The organism is Pseudoduganella sp. GW821-FHT05F09 (genome assembly GCF_059419605.1).
The window spans coordinates 452205-474473 of the sequence record NZ_JBWKSD010000002.1; the positions used below are offsets into that span (position 1 = coordinate 452205).

Sequence of the window (22269 nt, forward strand, 5' to 3'; positions counted from 1 at the left end):
GCCAAGCATCGCTGAGGCAGCATCGTCGCTCGCCGCGGTAGCCGCATTCAAAAAGCCGCCTGTCGGCGGCCTATGACATCATGCCCGAAACAGTGCCTTCAGCCGTTCGACGCTGCGGTTGCCCAACCCGGCACCAACTGCGGTATCCACATCAACCAGGCCGGCACGTGCCAATTCCGCGAACCGCTCCTCGATGCGCATCAAGCGGTTGAGGGCGATATATTCGATCCCTTTGTCCTGATCACCCAGTTGGACCTCGCCCCGGCCTACATAAAGATCCGCTAGGACCGCCACGCCTGCCTTGGTAGGGATGGAAACCACGGCAATAGCCGCAATCAAATAAGGCAGCAAGGACACGGTCTGATAACGATAGCCAGTACAGAGGAACCCAAGATCGTCGGCGCACGTCTCCCAAGTGCAGGCGATAAACAACGAGTCATCGACAAAACGCGGTACGGTGTCGCCGCCGGTGTAGCGCGGATCGATCACGAAACGGCGGTAGCCCTGGGCATACGCGCTTTCGACGGATGGCAGGAAAGGCAGCTGGCGCAATGCAGGAGGCACCCGGTCAAATTTTTCCATTGTGCTGCGATGGCGCGGCATGATACGCGCCGCGGGCCCCAAATGGTCGGTCAGGGCCAGCGCGGCCTCGACCACATCAGCCCCCGGATTCTCCAAGTCCGAACCAGAGCCGACCGCAAGAATCCCCGTGGAGCGTGCAGCCAACGCGGCCTTCAAGTGTTCGACTACCTGGTCCGGTAGCGCCGTCGTACGCGCAATGGCAGGCAGCACAATCGGCGCGGGATACGCGCGCGCCAAGCCAGCCACCAACTCCCCCTGCTCCGACACCATGCCCTTCAGCTGCCCATCCAAACCACTGGCATCACGGTCCACGATCAGCAGTGTCGCGTCCGCCGCAAGCTGGTCCGGCACAGGAGTGTCGACTAGAACAACCAAGCGGTGCCCCGCATTGTAGGCCTGCAAGCAGGCCATCTCAAGACGTGCACCCGCATCCTCCCACGACTGCTGGTCCAGCTCCACCGGTCCCAATACGATCAGCGTCCCGCTGGGCACACGCTCCAGCCCTTTAGACCACAAGCCATTGTCGCCAAGGTCGATAGCCGCGTCGTGGCCGGAAGCGGCGCGTTCGGCAAAGAACACCGCGCCGTCGGTAGCTTCCTGGTAGGCCTCGATCAGCGCTGCTACTGCAGCAGCCGACGTGGCCAGGTAGACACCGGGTGGAGGTCCGCTCGGCCACACCTGCGCGACGTTCGCGTGCGCCAGTTCAGCCGGCGGCAGCAGGAACTGCAGCAGGTCGGGCGCCGCGACTGAATAGCAATGCTTATGTTGGAGCCGGTATGCCAAGCGAGCAGCCGCCTGCAAATCGAGTTCGGCTGCCTGCACCTTCGCTGAAAAAACCTGCACTTCAGGCCAGCTGCGCAGGCCCGCCAGCGCGGCACTCAGATCCAGCGCCTGGCTGTGGCCGACGTTGATGGAAGCGCTTTCAAGAAGCGCGCGAACGCGCCCTGCCAGCTGTTTAAGCTGTTGGATATTCATGGTTTCCCCATGGGCGGCATTACCCGGCGCACGCTTTGCGGACCGCCCAATGGTAAAAACCACATGATGGGAAGGTTCACGGAATTCCCCGTCTTCGTCGTACCCCTTAGGGCGCGTGCGGCAGGCGACGGTAGCCAGCGCCGATTGTACGACTTCCTGATAAGGCCGGCAACAAGCAAAGCGCACTGACGTCAACAGGGCAGCATGCCGCAAAGAACAGCCGCCCTAGCCGCTGTTGCAAGACGGCGCGCAGTTCATTTCGCAATCGCAACTTCACGTGTAAGATCCGACCTTATGATAGACATCACGAACGACGACATCCTGCATCTCGACGACACAAGCCTGCGCGAGTTGGTGGCCATGCTGGCCAAAGCCGAACTCCAGCAGCGGGGCCATTCGGGACTGTACGTGACCTGGGGCGGTGCCCAGACAAGCAAGGACGGAGGGATCGATGTCCGTGTTGACCAGCCTACCGCTTCAATTGGCAGCGGGCCAGGCGTTCCCCGCGCCAAAGTGGGATTCCAGGTCAAGAAGCCGGACATGGCGCGAGCGGAGATCAAGAAAGAGATGCGCCCCGGCGACATACTTCGGCCGTCGATCGCAAAACTCGCTGCAGACGGTGGCGCATACATCATCGTAAGTTCATCGGGTTCAACCTCCTATACCTTCTTGGAGGAGCGCCGCCAAGCCATGCGCGACATGCTGCATGACTGCCCGGATGCGGCAAAACTGCATACCGATTTCTTTGACCGCACCCGGATGGCGGACTGGGTCCGTGAGCATCCAGGTGCGATGCTCTGGCTCCGCGCAAAGGTGGGACGCGCGCTTGACGGCTGGCACCAGTACGGTGCATGGAGCCATCGCAGCGAGGCTGCAACCTCGCCGTATCTGCTCGACGAGCGCGTGCGCATCCGTATCGTTGGCCCAGGCAAGCAAGGCATTGATGCCACCACCGCTATCGGCCAGCTGCGGGAAAAGCTTGGACAACCTGGTAAATCCGTGCGTCTGGTTGGCTTGTCAGGCGTAGGAAAGACCCGTTTTGTGCAAGCGCTGTTCGACCAAGACACAGGCAAAGACCCGCTGCCAGAAGCCCAAGCGATCTACACCGACCTCAATCACGCTCCATCACCTCAGCCGGTAAGCATGGCAACAAACCTGGTGGCGCTGCAGCAGCGCGCCGTGCTGATTGTCGACAATTGCGGCACAGAGCTGCACCAGGAACTGACCAAGGTTTGCACACAAGCCGGCAGTCGTCTGAGCCTGATCACCGTGGAGTACGATGTCCACGAAGATTTGCCGGAACAAACCCAAGTGGTGACCATCGATACCGCCTCCCCCGCATTGATCGCGCAACTGATCATGCGTAGGCATTCTGACGTTTCCCCTGTGGATGCGACGACCATTGCGAATGCAGCAGAAGGCAATGCCAGAATTGCGCTCGCGATCGCGCAGACCGTCGGCGCCACCGACGATCTGGCCAGCATGAGCCAAAAGGAACTGTTCGACCGCTTGTTCTGGCAACGGCAGCAGAAAGATCCCGCCTTGCTGCGCGCAGCGCAAGCATGCGCCCTCGTCTACTCCTTCCATGGAGAGCGATTTGACGGCCCCGACGCTGAGTTGCCAGTACTGGCCGTGCTAGCTGGACAAAGCGCGGACGATGTTTACATGCACGTGCGTGAGCTAATGAGGCGCGACCTAGTGCAAAGCCGCGCGGACTGGCGCGCAGTGCTCCCGCACGCGCTAGCCAACCACCTTGCGGGACAGGCTTTGGACAGCATCGCACCGTACCGGATTCAGGCCAATCTTATCGACGGCAGCAACATCCGGCTGCTTCGCTCATTTGCCCACCGCCTGTCCTACCTGCATGCGAACCCAGCCGCCGTCAAAGTCTGCGCATCATGGCTCGAGCCTGGTGCCAGACTCGCCGATATTGGCGCACTCGACGACGTCGGACACGAAGTGCTGGCACGCGTTGCACCGGTTGTCCCTGACGCCGTCCTCGCCGCTTTCGAACGAATCGCCGACACGCATCCAAAAACGGCTCTGAAACAGTGGCGGCGGCATGCCGCGCTGCTGCGGTCCATCGCTTACGAGCCTGAGCTTTTTGGCCGTTGTGTCAAGCTGCTGCTCAACATCGTCACTGGGGAATCGGCCGAAGCCCCAGCAGGCGACGTGCGAGCCATCCTGGCCTCGTTTTTCCAGATCGTGTATTCGGGTACGCGCGCGCCCGTTGCTAGCAGGATGCAGATGATCGAGGCGTGGTTAAACGATGGATCCTTGGCGGTTCAGTCCATTGGCCGTGCAGCGCTGCAGCGAGCGCTGCAGACGCAACTGAGCTCGAACTACTCATTCGCATTCGGCGCACGGCCTCGCGACTTTGGTCTTGCGCCGGCATCCAACACCGAAGCCGACGATTGGTATCGGAGCGCACTGGCCATCCTTGGCCGGCAAGTAGCCGATGACGGAGCGCATACAGGCTTTGCCAAAACCTTGCTGGCAAAGTCGTTCGAGCATCTGTGGCAATCCCCAGCACTACGCGATGACGTGGCAGCGCTGATGCGGCAATGCGCCAAGGGGGAATTCTGGCAAGACGGATGGGAAGCCATCCGCGCAGCATCACGCCTCCACTCGCTGGATCGTGTTACGGCAAGCGCCATGCAGGACCTGGAGGCGGACTTGGCGCCCGTAGATCTTGTCGGCGAAGTCATCTCTGTCGTTCTAATCAGCAAACAGGTCGCAAACCGCCGTCCCGCCGGTGAAACCTACCAGCAATACACAGCGCGCATGGAAAAGGCAAGCGAACAAGTCGGAGAGCGTGTCGCCGCCAGGATGGACGTGCTTGCGCAACTCGCGCCCAGGCTGCTGCAAGTGCGTGATCGCACAGAGGTGTTCGGGCAAGGCCTCGGGCGAGCGGTCAGCAGCATAGCTGAAGCATGGGCAGTGCTGGTGGCAGCACTAGCGGCAACGCCAGTGGAAAAGCAAAATCCATCGTTACTGCGCGGGTTCCTATCTGAAGGCGCGAAGAAGGACAGGGCGGGAGTGCAGCACATTTTGGATGAATGCCTGGCCGGCAGCGCTGCCGCTCCATCACTGCCAGCACTGCAGCAAGCCCTTGGATGGGATCTGGCCGGGGTTGCACGCCTGCGCGCAGCGCTAAACAAGGGATTGGTACCCATTTCGGAGTATCGCTACCTAGCTGGCGCAGGATCCGCGCCACTGGAAGTGCAAGCGCTGGCCATTGACCTTCTGCTCGAAGTATTGCTGCAGCCAGGCGGCTTCACAGCCGCGCTCGATGTGGTTTCGTTCTGGCCTAGCGTGGTCGATCAAAACCCCATTTCCGATGCGCCCAGCATTCTGCCGCTGTGCAGGGCCATCTTGCAGCATGCCGATTTCGGCGCAGCGGACGAGCATGCCGACTACAATTTGGCGCGGCTGGCGAACGTATCACTGGTCGAGAGCGATGGCGAATCGCTCGCACAAGGCATGGCGCGGGCATTGTGCGCATCGGTAAGCACAGACCCATTCCGAACGCGAGACCTGCCGGAACTGTTAACCACGATGTTCCGTCACCAGACGGCGGGGACATTGTCCGGTCTGTACGGTTCAAGCGAAGACGAAGCGAATGCCGGGAAACGGTTGCTGCGCGAATTGCATGATCATGGCCTTCACCCTGACACATCCTTGGATACCGATCAAATGCTGGCTTGGTGCAGCGGCGAACGGCCGCAACGTGAGGCCTTCGTTCTGGATCTCCTGCCTGTGCTGAGTCAAACCCCGGTTGCCGGCCGCCAGACCCTGACTGACCATGCGCGCGCGTTGCTGGAGACATCGAGCAGCCCCAAGGACACCCTGGACCTCATCGTCGAGCGGCTCTCCCCACGGTCATGGAGCGGATCCCGCGCCGAACTCATGGCGCACAATCTGGCCGTGATCGACGACGTGACTGGCTTGTTCGATGCAGCCTACCAGGCTCACGCACGCGACACCAAGGCGCGTTTGTTGTCGATTGTGGAGGTCGAACGACACCGAGAGGCGACAAGCCATCGCTCCCGAGACGAACGATTTGAGTAGCATGTCACGGCTAGCAAAGCCCAGCAATTGCGAGCGGTCATAGTTATCTCCCCCCCAGTGGGCCGTGCAGGCAACGCTGCGCTACGAGTTCTGATGAGAGAGGGCTGCGGTGTATGCCCCCCGTTCATTCTGATGGGATGTCAGGCGCGCATCATTGCGGTGTCGCAGCCGGTTCCCCTGGCGCCGGATGACTGAGCGATGGCGTACCATGCATCCGGCGCGGGATTTGCCCACGCACGCGGTAAGCTCAAAGTGCGGTCGATATTGCGGCTTTCGTGGCCGCAATGACATCCATCATGAATACCGGGGCCGCTTGCACCGGCGTCCGTTCGTGCGCTGGCCAACTCCGCCTTCAGCAACGTGCTGGAAACGAAGCGCGCCTCGCTCGGGCGTGGCGACCTGGTGACGCTGTCGTTGAGCGAGCCCATCACCAAGGGCCTGGGCTGGTCGGTGTCCTACACCGTCACCAAGGCAACCGACGTGTCGGCCCTGAGCGACGCGATTTCGACGTCGAGCTGGTCGTCGCGCGCCGCGCTCAATCCGAACGAACAGGTCGCGTCGAACTCGAGCTACCTGGTCAAGAATCGGGTCAATGCCCAGTTGAACTGGCAAAAGCGCTTCTTCGGCAATTACAAGATCTGAGCTGTTATTTGTCCAGCGCACCACGTGGCGGGCTTTTGAAATCGCACGCCAGCAGTTCTAAGCTACGGCACTGTTCCACCCGACCGCCGTTTGTACTCGCAAGGCTCGCCTTGTCAGTCGAGTATCCCTGCTGATACTGTGCGCTGTGCGGCGGGGCGGTACCTAGTCCATCACGCCATTGCGCAAACTCCGCCGACCCTAAGTGACATTTCATAGACATGTAAAGGCTGTCGCGGTAGAGGGGCGCCTTTACTGGGAACGCCTCGGCGCACGCCTGGGCGGCGCCTTCTAATGCACCGATATAGCTGGCAGTGGAAAATTCCTGCGTGTTGATATCGCCAAGACAGAAGAACGCAATGCAGCCTGTGGCGGTGAGGATAAGGGTCTTCTATTGCCACTCCAAAAAATCGTCTGTAGAGCAATGTTTCGACTGACGATAGCGGGCAAAAGACGAGGCGGCATTCATAATCCTGGCCAACGTGAGACAGGCCCATTGAACGGCGGTCAGGGACTACGCGCGGTTTTTCTGAGCCAAGCGAATGCGGCCTCGACTTGGGCGGCATACGCCTCGGCCTGCTGCAGCGTTTCCTCGCTGGCGCGCTTGCGGATGTAGCCGACAAGGCCGCGTATCACCGGATCGGCTTTCATTTCGAGGGTGTCGACATTATCGGCGGTTTTCACGTAATTGAAGCAGCACGGCCCGCCGAGGAAGTGGGGATCGTCGAAGTTGCTCTGATACGCCGCCTCGATCAGTACCGCGTCAATGTCATCGGGACCTACTCCCTGGTCGACGTCAATGCCGGCCAGCCGGCCCAGCGCGGCTATGGCCTTGCAGACCTGGCTTTCGGCATCGTCGCGGTTGCGGAACGTAGCGGCCTTAACGGCCTGTGGATCGTCGGTTCTCTTCACTACTCATCCTTTTTTGATAGTTGCATAAACAATACCGTCATTCGTCCTTTGCTCGTTCGCGGTCGATGGGTGTGGTGACACCTCCTACAACTTTCGCGCGCGAAAGTTTCTGAGCGAGCAAATCAGTCTTATCCACATTTTCTGTGCGTCAAGGTGTGGATAACCGGACCGAAGCTAGGCTTTCCCATAGAGGAGCGAACCGGTTGCTGAAATGGCAGGCAGAGCGCTAAGGAAGGACGGTCTCCGAAGAGGGGACGCCCCGCTTTCAAGCGTCGCGCCAGCAACCACCCGCTGGCACGCCGCTTGAGCCGCCGCTTGCGCTGTGAAGCCGGCCGCGGGCCCGTCCCAGAGTCCCCAGGTGCCCGTCAAGGTCAGTGTTAGCACACCCCGCTGTCACGGACCTTGAGCCGCCGCTTCGCTGTAAACCCGGCGCACCTGGCGCCTAACTGCGACGTGGACAGCACGGGCCGCGGACACCCGTTCCTCAAATCCTACCTGTTTCCTCTACCTGTTTGCTAATTGATCCTTCGAGGCTTTGGGGTAGCCAACCTCGAAAGTCCTTTGCCGTCGCTGCGTCTCGCTCAAGAAGTGCTCATTCCAGAAGCTTCGCTCTGCAGCATGAGTGTGATACGTAATGTGGTTCGGAATTTCTAAGCCAAGGATCGCGAGGTTTCCAGTTTTCGGATCAATGACACGAACCGCGCAATCGCCCGCCCGGTGATATCCAAACCCTACGCACTCGACTTGGTACTGACCAAGAAATTTCAACCAGCTTTCCGTTGATGAGAAAGTTTCAAAGAGCCGCACATACGCCCTATTTGTCGCTTTGATTGTTGGCTTCTTAAAACGGTCAGGTTGGCTCATGCCGTTTTCCTTGAATTTGTTTCATCCTATGCTACTGTGTAGCAGCAACAATTCGTTATTAATACTTTAATTTTAGGAGCTACTATCCCTGAGCGAAACGGCCCTGACCCAAACAGCCCGGACCGAGGAGATCACTCCGACCGTGGTCCTGGCCGCGATCCTCGCGATCCACCTGGTGCCGAACGCAATCCCAAGGATGGCGACCATCAAGACCGGGTTGGTCATACTGACAACGGACCTAGTCGTGACCCTCGTCCTCCGGGTTGACCCGTAAGCCGCCGAGTGCGACTCGTCGTTCCCTCGTGCGCATGAGTTTCCTTTAAGCTTTCGGGTGTCCGAGGTAGCCGTACAGAATATCGTTCATGCGGATTTGACACTCTGTGAACTCATCGCTTGCTGCATTCAGGCTTTCGACCGTCCAAGCCACGCCATCCCGAAACAGGCGTTGGCCGCCTCCAGGAGCGGTCCCTGGCTTACCATGCGCAATCGCGTTGCGGGTGCCAACAAGACGCTGAAAATCATTTGCGGCGGCGACAAACGGGTCTGATTGAAGTAGTCCACGCGCGGCGACGAGCTTAACGAGTTCTTTCGCGATGCCGCCAGCTGTGCGGTCAGGCATGGTCGATATCGAACCGAAATTCATCTTTTCAATACACCAGATTGCATCCCATTCCAGGCGCGCGAACGTGAACATGGCGAGGCCGATGGCGGCTACATATTCAGGTTCAAACGAGACACGCAGTCGATCATTTTGCATTACTTTCCCTTGTAAATCGTTTATACGGTTTCCGGCACTATTTTCCTTGATCTCAGTGACCCAGTCCAAGCCTATTGAATGCCTCCATCGCGACGACATCGGCCGCCGAGCGCATGGCATATTCGATACGCGCAACCACCTGCAATCCCGGCTCCGGTGCTCCATGCAAAGCAACCAAGGCTTTGCCGACGTCTGCGGTTCGGACGACGCAGACCTTACCCCCATCGCCGCCATCAATCGTCACAAACGCTACCAAAACGCTTCCCATGATTTTCCTCGGTGTTTGCAGCGCTGCTAACTACCCAATACTCTTCACCTCGTAGCCGCAGGCTTGCAGCTCTTTTGTTACTTCGATTTTCCAACCACCGTATCCATCGAATGATACGTAAACGACGCCGCTGATGTCGTTTGGAGTTTCGATTTCTCCTTTAACAAGCGCGCAGACGTTTTCACGGCCGAGTTTGGCCATCAAATAGCCGTGTTCGAACACGACGTTCTGGCGCGCGCGATTACGTGCAGGGACCTTAGTTTCGTGTACCCCACGCCCGTGGTCACACGGTGTATATAGCACTAGAGCGAAATCTGCATCATTTGCATATCGTTCAATTTTTTCGATGATCGTCATCCCTGCGCTTGCTTGTTCATGCAAGATAATGGGCTCTAACCCCAACCCGGATAGAAAGCGAGCCACTTCCTGCTTGGCCTCGTTGTCGCGGCCATGCACGATAAATACCTTTCGCTTGTTTCGAGCAATAGGCACGCTGACGGCAGCACTACCCACACCAAGCGGTGCTGGCGTACGTGGCATAGCTGGAGGCTTAGGTGACACGTCGCGATCTCGCTGACCGAACTCTAGAAAATCTAACAAAGGAGTGAACTGTGCCGAGATAAAGGTACGCCGCTCCGCGTATGTCTTGAATTTTGGTTGTATGAAGTGCCAGAAAGAGGTGAGGTCTCTGTTTAACCGAACAAACGACGGCACCAACCCTTCGATGTCCGGCATGGACAACAGTTCCTGACGAAGTGCGCTGTACTCGTTATCATCAGCTGATCCACCGCTCGCGTGCGATGACAGTGCCGAAGCTAAATAGTTGGCTTTTTCGAAAGGTGTGCGGAGGAATTCAAGACTCATGATTTTTGATTTTTGGATCTCTTGGGTTATCGTGCAAATTTCGTTACCTACGGCCTGAGATAAGCCATTTTCTTCCAGCGCCTGCCTTCCTGGAGGCGTAAGCTGCAGCTTACCTTTTGGGTCTGGATGGATGAATCCGAATTGCTGCATACGGTACAGCGCCTCATTACTTACAACTTCCCCATCGACCCATTTGGCAAGCGCTAGTATCACTGGTGAAGGTCCATCTTGATCGATAGTCATCATCTAATCCGTCCTTTAGCGGCCTTTCAAAATCCCAGCATCCGGCCGGCCAGGCACCTTTTGGCTCCGGGCTAGTTTACTCGATCAAATCAATCCCGGAGTTTGCGGCCTGCGGCCAACAACTTCCACTTACCTTCATTTGTCACTGAGAGGTCCGCCGCTCCGTTCTTTGCAACCTGGCCTGCCACCGAAACAATTCCAGATTCTATAAATGGTTTTGCGGCCTCAACGACGTTGGAGGGACTGGGAAAGTTGAGCGATGCCGACTTGTGTATCGTCTGAAGCAGGTTGAAGTCTTCGTCAGTAAATTTCATTATTTTCCGATCAGGCCGATTGTCCGGCCACTGCGCAGCGCGAGGCGAGGAAGTGGTTCAGGACGTTCACTGCACGATCATCGACCACGAATCCGCACGCGCCCCACGCATAAACTGACATCGAGAATTTCCTCACTTCGCCAATGCCGACTGGATCGCCGCGTATCCCTCAAATGGATAGCACGGCCAGCCGGAAGGCATACAAAAACCATCGCGTGGGCCTAAGTGCTCAAACTCTGTGTGCCACCCATTTCCTCGCGCAAAAATCCAACCTGACAGTCCAGTACCCTTGAACTGATCGTGGGTGATGTCGATGATGTACTCCCCGACCTCATACCATGCATGTGTTTGGTTAGGGTCCAATCTTGGATGCCCAACCCCGCATACGTACACGCCGTCGAATCCCGCTTCTTCCTTCAAAATCCGTCCGACCAACTCGGCCGCAGGGCCGCACGCACCTACGGGAAAATCGATGAACATCGAGCCGGATTTATTCACCAAGCTCAGAAGCCCTTGGCGACACCTGTCTCCAAGCTGATGAAGCAAGTCAATATCGATCATCGTTTTCCTTAGTCGAGACCGCGCTTGCGCATCTCGATCGCTTCGGTAATCTCTTCATATGACGCCGCATCGCGCCGATCCCGCAATGCGACACGAATGTTCGCGTGGATTTGGTTGTCACGCTCTACGGCGATCGGATCACGTTCCTTTGCCTCCACATCGGTAGCAACACGCGTAGTCGCAACGAGCAATACGTGCTGGCCAGTCAGATCGAAGACGCTAGTTTTCGTAATACGCACGTTGGGTTCGAAAGTTGTATCAATTTCCAGCTTACCAACGGCGTCTGGATTCAAGCAGGTGTTACCAAAAACGCGAACTACCATGGCTATCCTCATAGATTCATCGGCTTCCGGCCGTTGCGGGCGCCGCAGGCGCGATTAATATATAAAGCGTTTATACGGTATTTTTCTAGATCAGCTGGATGTTCAGATCAGGACCTGCGACATGCAGCTCTTCAGACATGTACGCGATGAATTTTGGTCGTTCGAATTGAAGATCGTTCTCCACGATCCAAGAATTTACAGCGGTCTGAAGTCGGTTCATCAGGTCCAGCTGCAATTTAAATTCCTGGCGTTCATTTCCTTCGAGTCCGATCTCGGCAGTAGATAGCAGACCATTCACCACGATTACGGCAATCAGAAATTTATAAATTCGGTTCATGCATTTTCCGGGTTAGGTTGTTGACTTCAATTTCTCATCGGCGCGGCGGCAATCAACCCCTGCCGCCCACGCTGCCCGCGCTGGGCTTCCCGCCAGTCCGCAGCGCGGCGACGTTGGCCTCTCGGCCGGGTTCTCGTACCCGTAGAAAAACGCCTGCCCTGTGGCGTGCTCTTTCTGCGTCGGGCGCGTGGCCATACAACTGTCGTAGGTTTGCTGGACGCGAGGGTCTTTGAAGGTGCGGCGCATGATTCCCTATTCGTCTACATCTCGAAATGGCAGAACGGCACGCAGCGGCCGGCTTGACCAACTTCCCGTGGACAAGCGCAATCAGGGTAGGTGCAATCATCGTGGCACTGGCATCTGGCGTAGCTGTCGGTCATCGCGCAAAATCCCTTTAAGGTTCGTACCCAGGTTGATGGATCGGATCGTCAGGGTGGCCGCCACACACGGAACACCAAAACACTCCATCGGCTGGCCGGTCCATCGGAACCACCTGGTGGCCGATCATCACGCGGTCCTCGTTGTAATGCAACGGGCTCAGCGGCTCCAATGGTGTCGAGGTCGTGCGCTTCTTCATACCCTCGAAATTCCTTGATCAATCAAGGGGAATTGCTGGTGCCAGCCCAAAATTGGCACGGCGGCGATTGGCATCGTCAAGGATTGCTTGGAACTGGTTCGGCTGGTCGGCGCTGACCGATATGCCGCCGTCCACGCGCTTCAACCTAACCGCCTTGCCGCGCGAAAGAAACCCGCGCGCGTCACTCAGAACGCTGACGAGCGGTCCAGTACTCTGCTCTCCGCACAAGCGACTCCACTCCGTCGCGCTCACATAAAGGTTCCCGTCCTCGACGTAGACCGGGGACGTGTTTTCATCTGGAAAATTCTCAAATTGGCTGTCTTGCGAATGGATAGTCATATAATTTTTTCTTTCCGGCCTATGCCGACGGTTCCTAACTGGCCAAGCACTGCGCTAGGTCGTCTCATTCCTTCCCGACCTCAACCGCAGCTAGCGCTTTGCGTAACTGGGGACTATGATAGCGATCATGTCACCTCCCTCCGGGCCGGCACCAAACCGACGCTTTCATTGAACATACCGACTCGTGGTCGGCATGGGTGGTGCATGGGATTTTGTTTGCCTTACAATCGGCCATTAATTTTTACGGGAAATTCATAAATACCACACGTGCCTTTCTGATTGTGCGTCACAGCACGGCACCAATGTGTTTCCGTGTTTTTGTCATAGGAACACATTTGGGGCTTGGGTTCCCCCTTTTTCCCAAAGCACGATTTAATGCATCTGTTTCGCTTCAATGCATCGCCATCAGCATTACTATGAGCTGTCCTGCATGCATCAACGCGATCAATCTTCGAACTTCCCCAGTGAACCTTTCCGGCAAATGCCGGGGAACTAAACAGCATAGCGCCTACGAACAGCATCATCAGATTCATAATGAACTCCCATCCTATCCAGCTGCCGGCTGGGTGCGGGCACCGCCAGGGCGCGTTTCCAACGTAAGCAAGTTCCGAATATCGTGGTTTGGCCATAGGGCGGCAGTGTAGACCGCGTTTTCGTCATCACGCGGCACCGGTACCCAGCCCCGATCCGCGTCGTGCTGGATCGCTGGCATTTCATCACCTCATGGTACACCTGGTCCTGGTGCATCAGAGCGCTCTGCCATGATTTCCTTGAATTAATGGCTGATTGAGGCCAAGTGTGCATCTATGGTCGCGAGCCAAGCTTTAAGAGCTGGCCGAACTTCTGCACCGGTTGCTTGCTCCAGTACCGAGAATGCATGGCGCGCCTTTTCTTTAAGCGCCGCTTGCTCCGGGGTACTGGCTGCTTCCGCTTCCGCGATCTTCCTTTGCAGGTATAAGCCTGCCTTCAGCGAATAGTCGTCCATCTGATTTTTCCGATAAATGGTTTATACCGTTTTTCCTGTTATTTCAAGACAGCTTTCGCGGCCTGGCGGATGCGGCCGGCGGCGCGTGCCGGCGAGTCGTTAAACTGCGCCCACTCGTATTCGGACTTCCACCAGGCGATGATCGCAGCAGCTGCTGTCCTCGTCGGCGCCGCGATCACCGCCTCGATCTCGGCTTGCACTTCGCGCCACCACTCCGGGCCTTCTGCGTCCGTTGCGGCCTGATCGACCGCACTGCGGTAGATCGTCATCACCTGGTTCAAATTCATGGCGACCACTTTCCGCTACAAGGCGGCCTTTCAAGTCGCTGGCTGCCGGCCAGCACGGTGCGCCTGATGGCGCTAAATTTCCTCGATCAGATATTGCTTGCCGCAAGCTGAGCGTAATGTTCGACCTTCAGCCGGTAGCGCTCTTGCGCATCAGGGTAGCGATGGATGCATTTGGCAGCTTCATCCCAAAGGCGAGATTCCGTCGTGGCCTTCACTTCAAACACCTCATGGATACCGTCCAACCACCAGCCCGCACCAGTCGGTGAAGATTTGGCCTGCGCTGTGGGGAAAGTAGCGAGCACCGTGACTTTGCTGTTATTCATGCGAATTTCCTTGCGCCGGCACCGGCCGGTTGTCGGGCGCCCAGGGCGCGGAATATCCCATAACTACTTTAGTGCGAAGAGTTGACAACCGAAGCCGACAGCTATTAGAGCCAGACCCAAGCGAGAAATCCAACTGTACCGCTTCATCCTTGGTGTAACTTCAATCGCAACGTAGCTTCCTTCGTTAAGTGCGCTAACGGAAGGCATACCGAAGAAAAATACAACGACGGTTCCAACGAAGCCTAATACCAGGCCAATTGTGTTCAAGTCGCCCTGCAGAAGCATTTGCGGCCACATATATTTTCCTCTTTCAATCGCGTTTGATGCCTGTTGCTTGCAGCAGACCATCGGCGGCGAAGGATATGTCCAGCACTTTGCCTTCACTATTTGCCCGGACCACCATTTCGCACAAAACAGTTTTGCGTTCTGGCTTGTCTGCGACTTCCCGCGCAGCGCGGTTGGAAATCTCGTAGTCTCCACAAGTCGCGCTGGTACAAGCGACGTAGGTTCGGTTACCGTGGTCGGTTCTGGTCGCATTCGCAGCCTGATCGCAAAGAACGCAGATTGCGCTGGTCGTGTTCATAAGTTCCTCCATCCCTGGCCCGGCACCGCGCCCGACCCTCTCAGCGCACCAGGCCCGTCATGCGGGCCGGGGGTGCTGCTGTGGGCGAACTTCCTACAGTTCATTTGGAGCTGGCCCATACTTGGCGAGCAGTTCTTCAATCAGGGCAGCGTCCGCAGAGCGCCACTGTTCTTGTTGAGAGCCATACACCGGGCCATATCCGTTGCACATCTCTTTGTAGACAACACTCAGCACTCTGTTTTCTGGCGCTGGCTGCCGGATCAGTGGACCAAAGTCCCGTTGCTTATCTCCCTCAACCCATCCTTCCGGTGTGAGGTGATAGGCCGTCCACTCATTACTTGCAGCCACGTGCGTTCCTTGTAAAACGATTTATATGGTTTTCATTACTTCTCAAACAACCCGTTTTCCTTGCCTGGCTAGACGGCGATGATTTGGGCGATTTCCTTGGGTCAGATGTTCCACTTGCCGCGCAGCTGCACGATGCGCTGGCCCTTTCGTGCACGCTCCGCAACGGCGTCCGCGCCGGCAGGGATGGGCGAGCCGGCCAGTGCGGCGGCAGTCATGGTGGCATCATAGTTTTCGACCGCACGCACCAGGTCAATCAATTCGCGCAGGTCTGGTTGCAGTTCATTCAGCATGCTCGGTTTCCTAGTCGTCTTTGCGCGTGCCATTGAGAGCCTGCAAAGCCTGCTCAACCTGTTCGCCATCCAATTTTTCTGACAGTCGTTGTGCAACGACATGTGCGATATTGTTGCCGGCGATATCGGACGGAGAGAGAGATTGCGTCTGGTAAAAAGACTGCACGCATCCCTCGTCCAATGCCTCCTGATTGGCGAGATAGTGATCTGCTAGCTTGCACGCCAGCTCACCGTCCGTCATGTCCAGGGCAGCAGCGATTCCTTTGCGGATCTCGCCAGCATCACCACGATTCAGCTTCGTGCCCGCGCTCGTCGTGGCCGGCAGGCCGCGCAGGAAGTCGCAGGAGTAGGTGTACGGGTAGTTTGTATCAGTGGTGCCCATGTTCGGTTTCCTTGCCGCTGGCTTCAGCGCATGTCCCGTTTAGCGCGGATCTCGTCCAGCGTCATATAGAGCGCAGCGAACTTGATTGCTTCGAGTGCTGACCAAATCGAAACGACGGCCTGGCTGCGTTTGCCATCTGAGTCCACGAAGTACCCGACATAGTGATCTCCGTCGATCCAGACGAAGTCAAAGTCGGCAGCGAAATGCCGGCGATGGCGAACCCGGATAACGGTACATTCATCATTTTCTTCAACCTCAACGTCGTCCATTTCATCGAGCGACATCAAGCGATTTCGGATTTTCCCTTTTTGGCCCATACAATTCCTTTCTGGTCAGGCACCGCGCCCAACCCTCTCAGCGTAAATGCCGGCTCGTGGCCGGCGTGTTTGTCGCTGTAGGCGAATTTCCTATTGTAGTGGTAGTTCGTTTGGTGATCGTGCCAGGGTTGCCGCCCACCGCTTGTTTCGAGCGATCTCCTCGTTCTCCAGCTGCTCGTGGCGTTCTTGAAGCAATTCTTCACGCGGCCGCATACCCGCCGCCGGCACTGGCTGTGGCACAGCGATGAGTTGGCGAAGGCGGCGCGCCAGCCGCGCTGCTCGCAACCCCTGCTCGGCATAGCCCAACTGGCGCGTCTGAAAATATGCGGGAAAATCCGGTGGATCATGGAATCCTGGATCTTCGAGCGTGCGGATCATTTCAGCGGCGCGCGATGGGAGGTCTAGGATGGAGTACATCAAATCTGCCGGTAGCACCGTTAGGTCGACTTGTTGAGCAAGGGGATCGAAAGTAGGCTGCGGGACTGTGGTTTGATGGTAGAGCCCATCCTCGCCAGCGGGGCGTCCCTCGGCGGTACCATCGTCGTATGCCGCATCCAGACAGCACGCAGCATACCGATCAAGCTCGGCCCCGAGGGTCGCCACCGCCACATGGCGAGCCTGGTTCAGACGGTGCTGCTCTTTGGCGCCGTCACGCCGGCGGTTGAGCCAGTTTGTCACCGCGGTGACCACATGCGAGAGTATACCTTCGGCCATCTCTATTCCTTACGCCGGCGGCCGGCCGGTTGCGGGCGCCACCAGGGCGCACTTTCCAACGTTGGAAATTTCCTCGATCAGATATTGCTTGGCGCAAGCTGAGCGTAATGTTCGACCTTCAGCCGGTAGCGCTCTTGCGCATCAGGGTAGCGATGGATGCATTTGGCGGCTTCATCCCAAAGGCGAGATTCCGTCGTGGCCTTCACTTCAAACACCTCATGGATACCGTCCAGCCACCAGCCCGCACCAGTCGGTGAAGACTTGGCCTGCGCTGTGGGGAAAGTAGCGAGCACCGTGGCTTTGCTGTTATTCATGCGAATTTCCTCGGCGGTTAGAGAGTCAACCAGTCTGTCGCCTCGATCTCGGCGCCGGACGGCCCCATCCAACCTGACGTGATCTGCTGGCCATCACGGATCACTGCGATCTGCTCGCCCTGCTTGCGGAGGCACATCCCGGCCGGCCAGCTGGCCCGACGAACATCCTTCCCACTTTCGACCGCTGCCAGCGCTGCGCTGAACTCTGGACTACAGGCCATTTGATTGATAGCGATCATGTTATCTTCCTCCTGGCCCGGCACCGCGCCTGCCCCTCTCAACGCCAAAACCGCGTCTAGCGCGGCTTTGGTAGTGCTGTAGGCTTTTTCCTTTTAAACTGTTTATACCGTTTTAACAGGCACAGTTACAGCCATCGGGTCTACTGCCTGACGTGCCAGTAACGCCCTTGCTTCTTCAACGTACGCCCAAGGCAAATAGTCCTCGCGTTCAACAACCCAGCGTGCGCGCTCAAGTGTCATCGCCTGCTTTCTATTTCGGAGGCAGTGAACACCGCCAATGAAATAATTGCATATCCCCAGCAGGGATATTGAAAGCTGTATTTAGGCCTTCTTCGCTATTTTTTCGACCCTAGCTTTCAGCTTTTCGTGCGCCAGTATCTCGTGAATGAGATTTCGCACGGTTTCCGGCATTGGGCGATAGTCGTTCGACGAGACAGGCAGCAACCATTTATCGAGTGTTCGACGAGCGCAGCCCAAGCGAATCGCAAAGGCGTCACGGGTCATGCCGAGTTCGGTCATCGCGAACTGTAAAATATCATTTTGAGTCATTGATCTTCCAAGCAGTGTATCCCTTGTGGGGATATTACACCATTACAAGACGTCAGCAAACATCTGCTGTAGCTTTACCTGCGAAACGTCCAGATATGACATGACGTAATTCAATTCCGCATGGCCTAGCAGCAGTTGTAATGTCTCAACGCTATGCCCTGCGCCAACAAACGAGAAGCCATGGTCCGCCTGCCGCTGTGGCTGCTGCCACCTCTGATCCCTGCGTCTCGGTGCCACTTGGTAATGTAGGACTGTAGGCTATCGCAGGCCAAGTAGTCGATCCGCTCCCGGGCGAAGAAGAAGAAGAAGAAGAAGAAGAAGAAGAAGAAGAAGAAGAAGAAGAAGAACGTTATTACTAAGCATCAGTCGAAAAGTTCCATATCAAACCATGAGCCAGATCAAGCCACGTATGCATGAAGGGCTTATTCTTATTCTTATCGAACCTGATAGGGGGCGCTATGGAAACCACGTCGACTGCTCGGGAACGGATCTTCGCCGCTGCAGACCTCCTGTATCGGGAGTCCGGCCACCAAACCATGCCCACGGTCGATGCCGTGCGCAAGCTGGCCAAAGTCAACATGAACGACGCGAGCACCGGCATGCGTGAGTGGCGCCGCGCGCAAGCAACACAGGTGCCGCCCATGTCGTCGCAGGCACCGGATACCTTGCAGCGGTCAAATGCAGCAGCCCTCGCAGCGCTTTGGTCGGAAGCGGTAAGCCTAGCCAACGAAACGCTGCGCGCAGCTGAACAATCATGGGCCGCAGAACGCGCCGAAGCCGAAACGCTGAGGGAGCAAATGGCAAAAGCCTACGAAGCCCAATGCTGTGAGCTTGAAGCAGCACAAAGCGAATTGGCCCAGCTCCGTATCGAACAGAAAACTGCCGTCAGCGACGCAGCGAGCCTCGGTGTTCAAATGGAAACCATGAGGCACGATCTGGAGGCCACAACAGCATCCGCCAAGCAGGCCGACGCCAGAGCCACCGAAATCGAACGGCGCGCGAATGACTTGCGCGCCGAACTCGATCATGCGCACCGCTTGCTGGACGAATCGGCTAGTGCATTGTCCCGGCTGCATACGACGCATGCAGACGCGGTCGCCACTTTGCAGGCTGAGCTTGCGCAGCAACGCCAGAACGCTGCGCGCGAGGCGGATGCTATGCGATCAGATCTCGCGCAAGCACGCGAAACGGCAGCAAGCCTGCGCGGCAAGCTGGACGCGCTCGCCGAGCCACTAAGGTTCACCGAGAAAAAAGCGCGCCGAAGCAAGAGCCTTGATGGCGATGCCGCGGAATAGCCCGGCCCGGGATCCGCAGCGCGGCAGACCTTGATTTTTCGCACATTCACCTACCCCAATAAATGCTACCGTTACGCAACAATCAGTAGTCCAAACGCTGAATTGGGAGGACTCTGCCATGGCATTGGAAAAAGTCGCACTGCATCTCGAATGGATGCTGCTCCCCCTGTTCTGCACGTGCACTGGGTATACCCCGAAAGCCGTACAGCGTAAGATCGAGGACGGAAAGTGGATCGAGGGGCGAATGTACAAACGCGCGCCAGACGGGCACATCACCATCAATCTGCAGGAGTACTACCGGTGGGTCAGCGGCACCGGTGGGCACGCAGTGCAGCACGATCGCCGCACGCGCGGCGTGGAGCGGCGCCGCGCTATTTGAGGCCCATCGGGCGGCGGCCACCACAAGCGATGGCATGGCGGGGCAAGACGCGTGTTAAATGAACCGCCGAGATCGGCAGAGGCGATGAGCAGGACACCTGGCGTCGAAATCAGAGAAGGCAGCATCCGCATCGTGTTTCGCTTCCAAGGGAAACAGCGGCACGAGCGCCTGTGCCTGGACAACGAAGCACTCCCACCGACGCCGGCCAATATCAAATACGCTGCGCGGGTCGCCGCCGAAGTAAAGGACAAGGTCCGCCTCGGCACGTTCAAATATGCAGACTACTTCCCCCATTCCCCACACGCAAAGGCGGAACTAGCAGCCGCATCGGCGCCGCTGCTCTTCGACGTTTTCGACAAGTGGCTGCGCGTACACGATCTGAAAACATCAACCCGCAAACAGTACACCATCAGGATGAACGCCTATTGGAAACTCAAGCTCAAAAACGTCCCTGCAGATCAGGTAACCTATTCCGACATCATGGACGCCCTCGCCGCCGGTACTTGGAAGAGCGCTAAGAGCAGGAACAACGAGCTGAGCATGATCCGCGGGCCCTTTGACCTGCTAGTCCGGGACGGCATCTTGACACAGAATCCATGCGACGCCATCGAACCCAGAAAAGTTCAGCGCAGGAAACCCGATCCCTTTGCCCTGCACGAATCGGAGGAAATCATCGCTCACCTGAGGGCTCACCGACCAGCGCAGATCGCCAATTTCGTCCAGTTCATGTTCTTCACTGGCCTGAGGACAAATGAGGGCATCGCACTGCAGTGGAAGGATGTCGATCTCCGTTCGAAAGAGATCCTAATCGAGCGTGGCGCCGTCTACGACGAACACACAGAGTCAACCAAGACATCCGAAGCACGCACAGTTCTGCTGAGCGCACCTGCATATGAGGCGCTTCTGCGCCAAAAGGCACACACTTTTCTCGATGGCGCATATGTGTTTCACGATCCCAAAACAGACAACGCCTGGAAATACCGCACCATTACCGACGTGCGTAGCTTCTGGACAACTACGCTCAAAAGGCTCGGCATTCGATACAGGCGGCCATACAACATGCGCCACACATATGCCACGGTTGGCCTGATGAGCGGAGCCCGGCCAGCGTTCCTGGCCGGCCAGCTTGGCCATAGCCTGCGTATGTTTTTTGAGGTATACGCTAAATGGATTAGCAGCGGGGATGACAAACTTGAGCTAGAAAAAGTTAACGCAGCAGTGCTTAGCATAAGGTCGCAGAAGTATGACATTTAGGGCTAATAACCTCAGCCCGTACGACGCATCCGGCGCCGACTCGCGGTTCAGATCGATGCCAAAAAGGAGCGAAAGGCCTGCCTGTCGATCGCGTCCTCGATACCCTTATCGGGCGAGCCAAAGCATTGCTGGGCCACACAACTTCGCCGCCTGACGCGCTGTCGAGCCAGAGGCAATAATTTTATGATGGATTATGGCGCTGTCGGGCGTGCGGATGGATGCGTACGTTACTGTCTGACGCTCAGGTGGCTGTTGCGGCAGAAGTGGGAAAGCTTAGGAAGACCAGCTACCAACTCGGCAGGCACGGTCGCGGGGAAGAGCAGAAAGCTAGCAACGACGAGGAATATGACCGCGGAAAGCTGGAAGCCCGGTGAATGTTCCTTACCGCAGAATTTTCACTTAGACAGCTCCCGACCAATCTCGTGGCGAAAGTCAACCGTTATGTTTTTGTGCAGATGATGGGCGAGAGGACAAGCCAACTTATTCATCCTTCCCATCTCGCAACCCTCTGATTAATAAAGAAAAGCGAACCAGAAAACGTATTTTTCGCTTTATTTTAAGTGAGGGAAAAACGCGCCATCCACCTGGCGCATAAACTAGCGGTGATATTTGGTGACTATTTATAACACTCTTGACGAAAAATTCCAAACAGATTAAATTCTACTTGCATTATTTTTTAAATAACTTCAACCATGAAAGCAACACCAATGTTTACGCGAGATAAACAAAACTGCGCCACAGGTTGATCGCCAACGAACAGAAATTAATCTCGCAGGCATTCGCTTCATGACGAATGAAGAGAAATTTTACATGCCTTTTCTTCCCTTTTTCTCGAAAGAGGTTTATATGCGTCGTTTAGTATTGCTTTGTACTCTCATTCTCGCCCCCATGCTTTCCCACGGAAAAGATAGACTATATGCAGGGGAAAGTCTTACCTACAATGTTTATCTTATGTCGCCCAATGGCCAGTATTATATGACGCACACTCCCGCCGGACTTCTTGCGATATATCGAGCGGATGGGAGCAAGCGATATCAAATGTCTGTGTATGGTGATATCTCCATCATGCAGCATGACGGGAACTATGTTCAATATTACAGTGGCACAGAAGTTACTGGCCAAGCCGTTTGGGCTACTAACACCGGTGGCCGTTGTCCGTGCGCCAGCCCCCATTACTTGCGACTCTGGGATAATGGGAATTTATCAATCGAGTTTGGTGAAGTCCCTATGGCCCCCCCCTACTATGGCAACATCTGGGTACTTGGCCCCGACCCTACGCCATTAACTACGAAGACTGGCATGGAGGAATACGACAATCCTGGTTCGCGTCCTGCCTCAGTTCCGGATCCTTATCTTCCATCTTCGTATGCTTACTAAGCCATAT

General features: G+C 56.7%; 28 protein-coding genes and 1 pseudogene. 6 read left to right on the forward strand and 23 right to left on the reverse strand.

Features of this window, described 5'->3' with window-relative positions:
- Positions 1-78: 78 nt before the first annotated feature.
- Entirely contained in the window at positions 79-1557 is a 1479-nt protein-coding gene (locus AC07S4_RS07330) for a hypothetical protein (RefSeq protein ID WP_494986014.1), read from the reverse strand.
- 294 nt (positions 1558-1851) lie between these two features.
- On the opposite strand from AC07S4_RS07330, the gene AC07S4_RS07335 reads away from it, so the two are divergent.
- Both AC07S4_RS07335 and AC07S4_RS07340 read left to right on the forward strand, forming a co-directional pair.
- The gene (locus AC07S4_RS07335; protein WP_494986015.1) at positions 1852-5628 is read left to right on the forward strand and encodes a hypothetical protein; all 3777 of its coding nucleotides are present in this window, start codon (positions 1852-1854) and stop codon (positions 5626-5628) included.
- Between the two features lie 360 nt (positions 5629-5988).
- Complete coding sequence (locus AC07S4_RS07340) at positions 5989-6270, forward strand: hypothetical protein (RefSeq protein ID WP_494986016.1); 282 nt, start codon at positions 5989-5991, stop codon at positions 6268-6270.
- Between the two features lie 504 nt (positions 6271-6774).
- Here AC07S4_RS07340 and AC07S4_RS07345 read toward each other — a convergent pair.
- The 21 genes from AC07S4_RS07345 to AC07S4_RS07445 form a co-directional block, all read right to left on the reverse strand.
- Complete coding sequence (locus AC07S4_RS07345) at positions 6775-7179, reverse strand: hypothetical protein (protein WP_494986017.1); 405 nt, start codon at positions 7177-7179, stop codon at positions 6775-6777.
- A gap of 504 nt (positions 7180-7683) precedes the next feature.
- Positions 7684-8043, reverse strand: a complete 360-nt coding sequence (locus AC07S4_RS07350; protein WP_494986018.1) for a hypothetical protein — start codon at positions 8041-8043, stop codon at positions 7684-7686.
- Between the two features lie 319 nt (positions 8044-8362).
- Positions 8363-8869 carry a hypothetical protein gene (locus AC07S4_RS07355; protein ID WP_494986019.1) on the reverse strand — a complete coding sequence of 169 codons (507 nt, stop codon included), beginning with the start codon at positions 8867-8869 and terminating at the stop codon, positions 8363-8365.
- Positions 8853-9068, reverse strand: a complete 216-nt coding sequence (locus AC07S4_RS07360; RefSeq protein WP_494986020.1) for a hypothetical protein — start codon at positions 9066-9068, stop codon at positions 8853-8855. The genes AC07S4_RS07355 and AC07S4_RS07360 overlap by 17 nt, the downstream gene beginning before the upstream one ends.
- 30 nt (positions 9069-9098) lie before the next feature.
- Positions 9099-10178 carry a TIR domain-containing protein gene (locus AC07S4_RS07365; RefSeq protein WP_494986021.1) on the reverse strand — a complete coding sequence of 360 codons (1080 nt, stop codon included), beginning with the start codon at positions 10176-10178 and terminating at the stop codon, positions 9099-9101.
- Between the two features lie 86 nt (positions 10179-10264).
- Complete coding sequence (locus AC07S4_RS07370) at positions 10265-10489, reverse strand: hypothetical protein (protein ID WP_494986022.1); 225 nt, start codon at positions 10487-10489, stop codon at positions 10265-10267.
- 132 nt (positions 10490-10621) lie between these two features.
- Positions 10622-11050 (reverse strand): hypothetical protein, encoded by a 429-nt coding sequence (locus tag AC07S4_RS07375; protein WP_494986023.1) that lies wholly within the window; start codon positions 11048-11050, stop codon positions 10622-10624.
- 8 nt (positions 11051-11058) lie between these two features.
- On the reverse strand, positions 11059-11373 hold the full coding sequence (locus tag AC07S4_RS07380; RefSeq protein ID WP_494986024.1) for a hypothetical protein: 315 nt from the start codon (positions 11371-11373) through the stop codon (positions 11059-11061).
- Positions 11374-11458: 85 nt separating this feature from the next.
- Positions 11459-11710, reverse strand: a complete 252-nt coding sequence (locus AC07S4_RS07385) for a hypothetical protein (RefSeq protein ID WP_494986025.1) — start codon at positions 11708-11710, stop codon at positions 11459-11461.
- A 595-nt stretch (positions 11711-12305) separates the two neighbouring features.
- Positions 12306-12626, reverse strand: coding sequence for a hypothetical protein (locus AC07S4_RS07390; protein ID WP_494986026.1), 321 nt, complete (start codon positions 12624-12626; stop codon positions 12306-12308).
- 775 nt (positions 12627-13401) lie between these two features.
- Complete coding sequence (locus tag AC07S4_RS07395) at positions 13402-13611, reverse strand: hypothetical protein (RefSeq protein ID WP_494986027.1); 210 nt, start codon at positions 13609-13611, stop codon at positions 13402-13404.
- A 38-nt stretch (positions 13612-13649) separates the two neighbouring features.
- A complete protein-coding gene (locus AC07S4_RS07400) occupies positions 13650-13898 on the reverse strand; it encodes a hypothetical protein (RefSeq protein ID WP_494986028.1) in 249 nt (82 codons plus the stop codon).
- Between the two features lie 86 nt (positions 13899-13984).
- Entirely contained in the window at positions 13985-14221 is a 237-nt protein-coding gene (locus tag AC07S4_RS07405; protein WP_494986029.1) for a hypothetical protein, read from the reverse strand.
- Positions 14222-14531: 310 nt separating this feature from the next.
- A complete protein-coding gene (locus tag AC07S4_RS07410) occupies positions 14532-14804 on the reverse strand; it encodes a hypothetical protein (protein ID WP_494986030.1) in 273 nt (90 codons plus the stop codon).
- A gap of 449 nt (positions 14805-15253) precedes the next feature.
- Complete coding sequence (locus AC07S4_RS07415; protein ID WP_494986031.1) at positions 15254-15442, reverse strand: hypothetical protein; 189 nt, start codon at positions 15440-15442, stop codon at positions 15254-15256.
- 10 nt (positions 15443-15452) lie between these two features.
- The gene (locus AC07S4_RS07420) at positions 15453-15824 is read right to left on the reverse strand and encodes a hypothetical protein (RefSeq protein ID WP_494986032.1); all 372 of its coding nucleotides are present in this window, start codon (positions 15822-15824) and stop codon (positions 15453-15455) included.
- 23 nt (positions 15825-15847) lie between these two features.
- The gene (locus AC07S4_RS07425) at positions 15848-16141 is read right to left on the reverse strand and encodes a hypothetical protein (RefSeq protein WP_494986033.1); all 294 of its coding nucleotides are present in this window, start codon (positions 16139-16141) and stop codon (positions 15848-15850) included.
- Positions 16142-16231: 90 nt separating this feature from the next.
- Positions 16232-16855, reverse strand: coding sequence for a hypothetical protein (locus AC07S4_RS07430; RefSeq protein WP_494986034.1), 624 nt, complete (start codon positions 16853-16855; stop codon positions 16232-16234).
- A gap of 77 nt (positions 16856-16932) precedes the next feature.
- Complete coding sequence (locus AC07S4_RS07435; RefSeq protein ID WP_494986035.1) at positions 16933-17169, reverse strand: hypothetical protein; 237 nt, start codon at positions 17167-17169, stop codon at positions 16933-16935.
- Between the two features lie 17 nt (positions 17170-17186).
- Positions 17187-17408 carry a Thoeris anti-defense Tad2 family protein gene (locus AC07S4_RS07440; protein WP_494986036.1) on the reverse strand — a complete coding sequence of 74 codons (222 nt, stop codon included), beginning with the start codon at positions 17406-17408 and terminating at the stop codon, positions 17187-17189.
- Between the two features lie 321 nt (positions 17409-17729).
- Entirely contained in the window at positions 17730-17957 is a 228-nt protein-coding gene (locus AC07S4_RS07445; protein ID WP_494986037.1) for a hypothetical protein, read from the reverse strand.
- A 458-nt stretch (positions 17958-18415) separates the two neighbouring features.
- Between AC07S4_RS07445 and AC07S4_RS07450 the strand changes: the two genes are divergently transcribed.
- From AC07S4_RS07450 to AC07S4_RS07460, 3 genes are all read left to right on the forward strand, one after another.
- The gene (locus AC07S4_RS07450) at positions 18416-19252 is read left to right on the forward strand and encodes a DNA-binding protein (RefSeq protein ID WP_494986038.1); all 837 of its coding nucleotides are present in this window, start codon (positions 18416-18418) and stop codon (positions 19250-19252) included.
- A gap of 118 nt (positions 19253-19370) precedes the next feature.
- Positions 19371-19631 carry an excisionase family protein gene (xisR, locus tag AC07S4_RS07455; RefSeq protein ID WP_494986039.1) on the forward strand — a complete coding sequence of 87 codons (261 nt, stop codon included), beginning with the start codon at positions 19371-19373 and terminating at the stop codon, positions 19629-19631.
- An 84-nt stretch (positions 19632-19715) separates the two neighbouring features.
- Positions 19716-20885: a site-specific integrase gene (locus AC07S4_RS07460; RefSeq protein WP_494986040.1), complete on the forward strand. Its 1170-nt coding sequence runs from the start codon at positions 19716-19718 to the stop codon at positions 20883-20885.
- A 21-nt stretch (positions 20886-20906) separates the two neighbouring features.
- On the opposite strand, the pseudogene AC07S4_RS07465 reads toward AC07S4_RS07460, so the two are convergent.
- Positions 20907-21031, reverse strand: a pseudogene (locus AC07S4_RS07465) (IS5/IS1182 family transposase); the annotation flags it as partial.
- A 640-nt stretch (positions 21032-21671) separates the two neighbouring features.
- Between AC07S4_RS07465 and AC07S4_RS07470 the strand changes: the two are divergent.
- Positions 21672-22262 carry a hypothetical protein gene (locus tag AC07S4_RS07470; RefSeq protein ID WP_494986041.1) on the forward strand — a complete coding sequence of 197 codons (591 nt, stop codon included), beginning with the start codon at positions 21672-21674 and terminating at the stop codon, positions 22260-22262.
- Positions 22263-22269 lie beyond the last annotated feature (7 nt).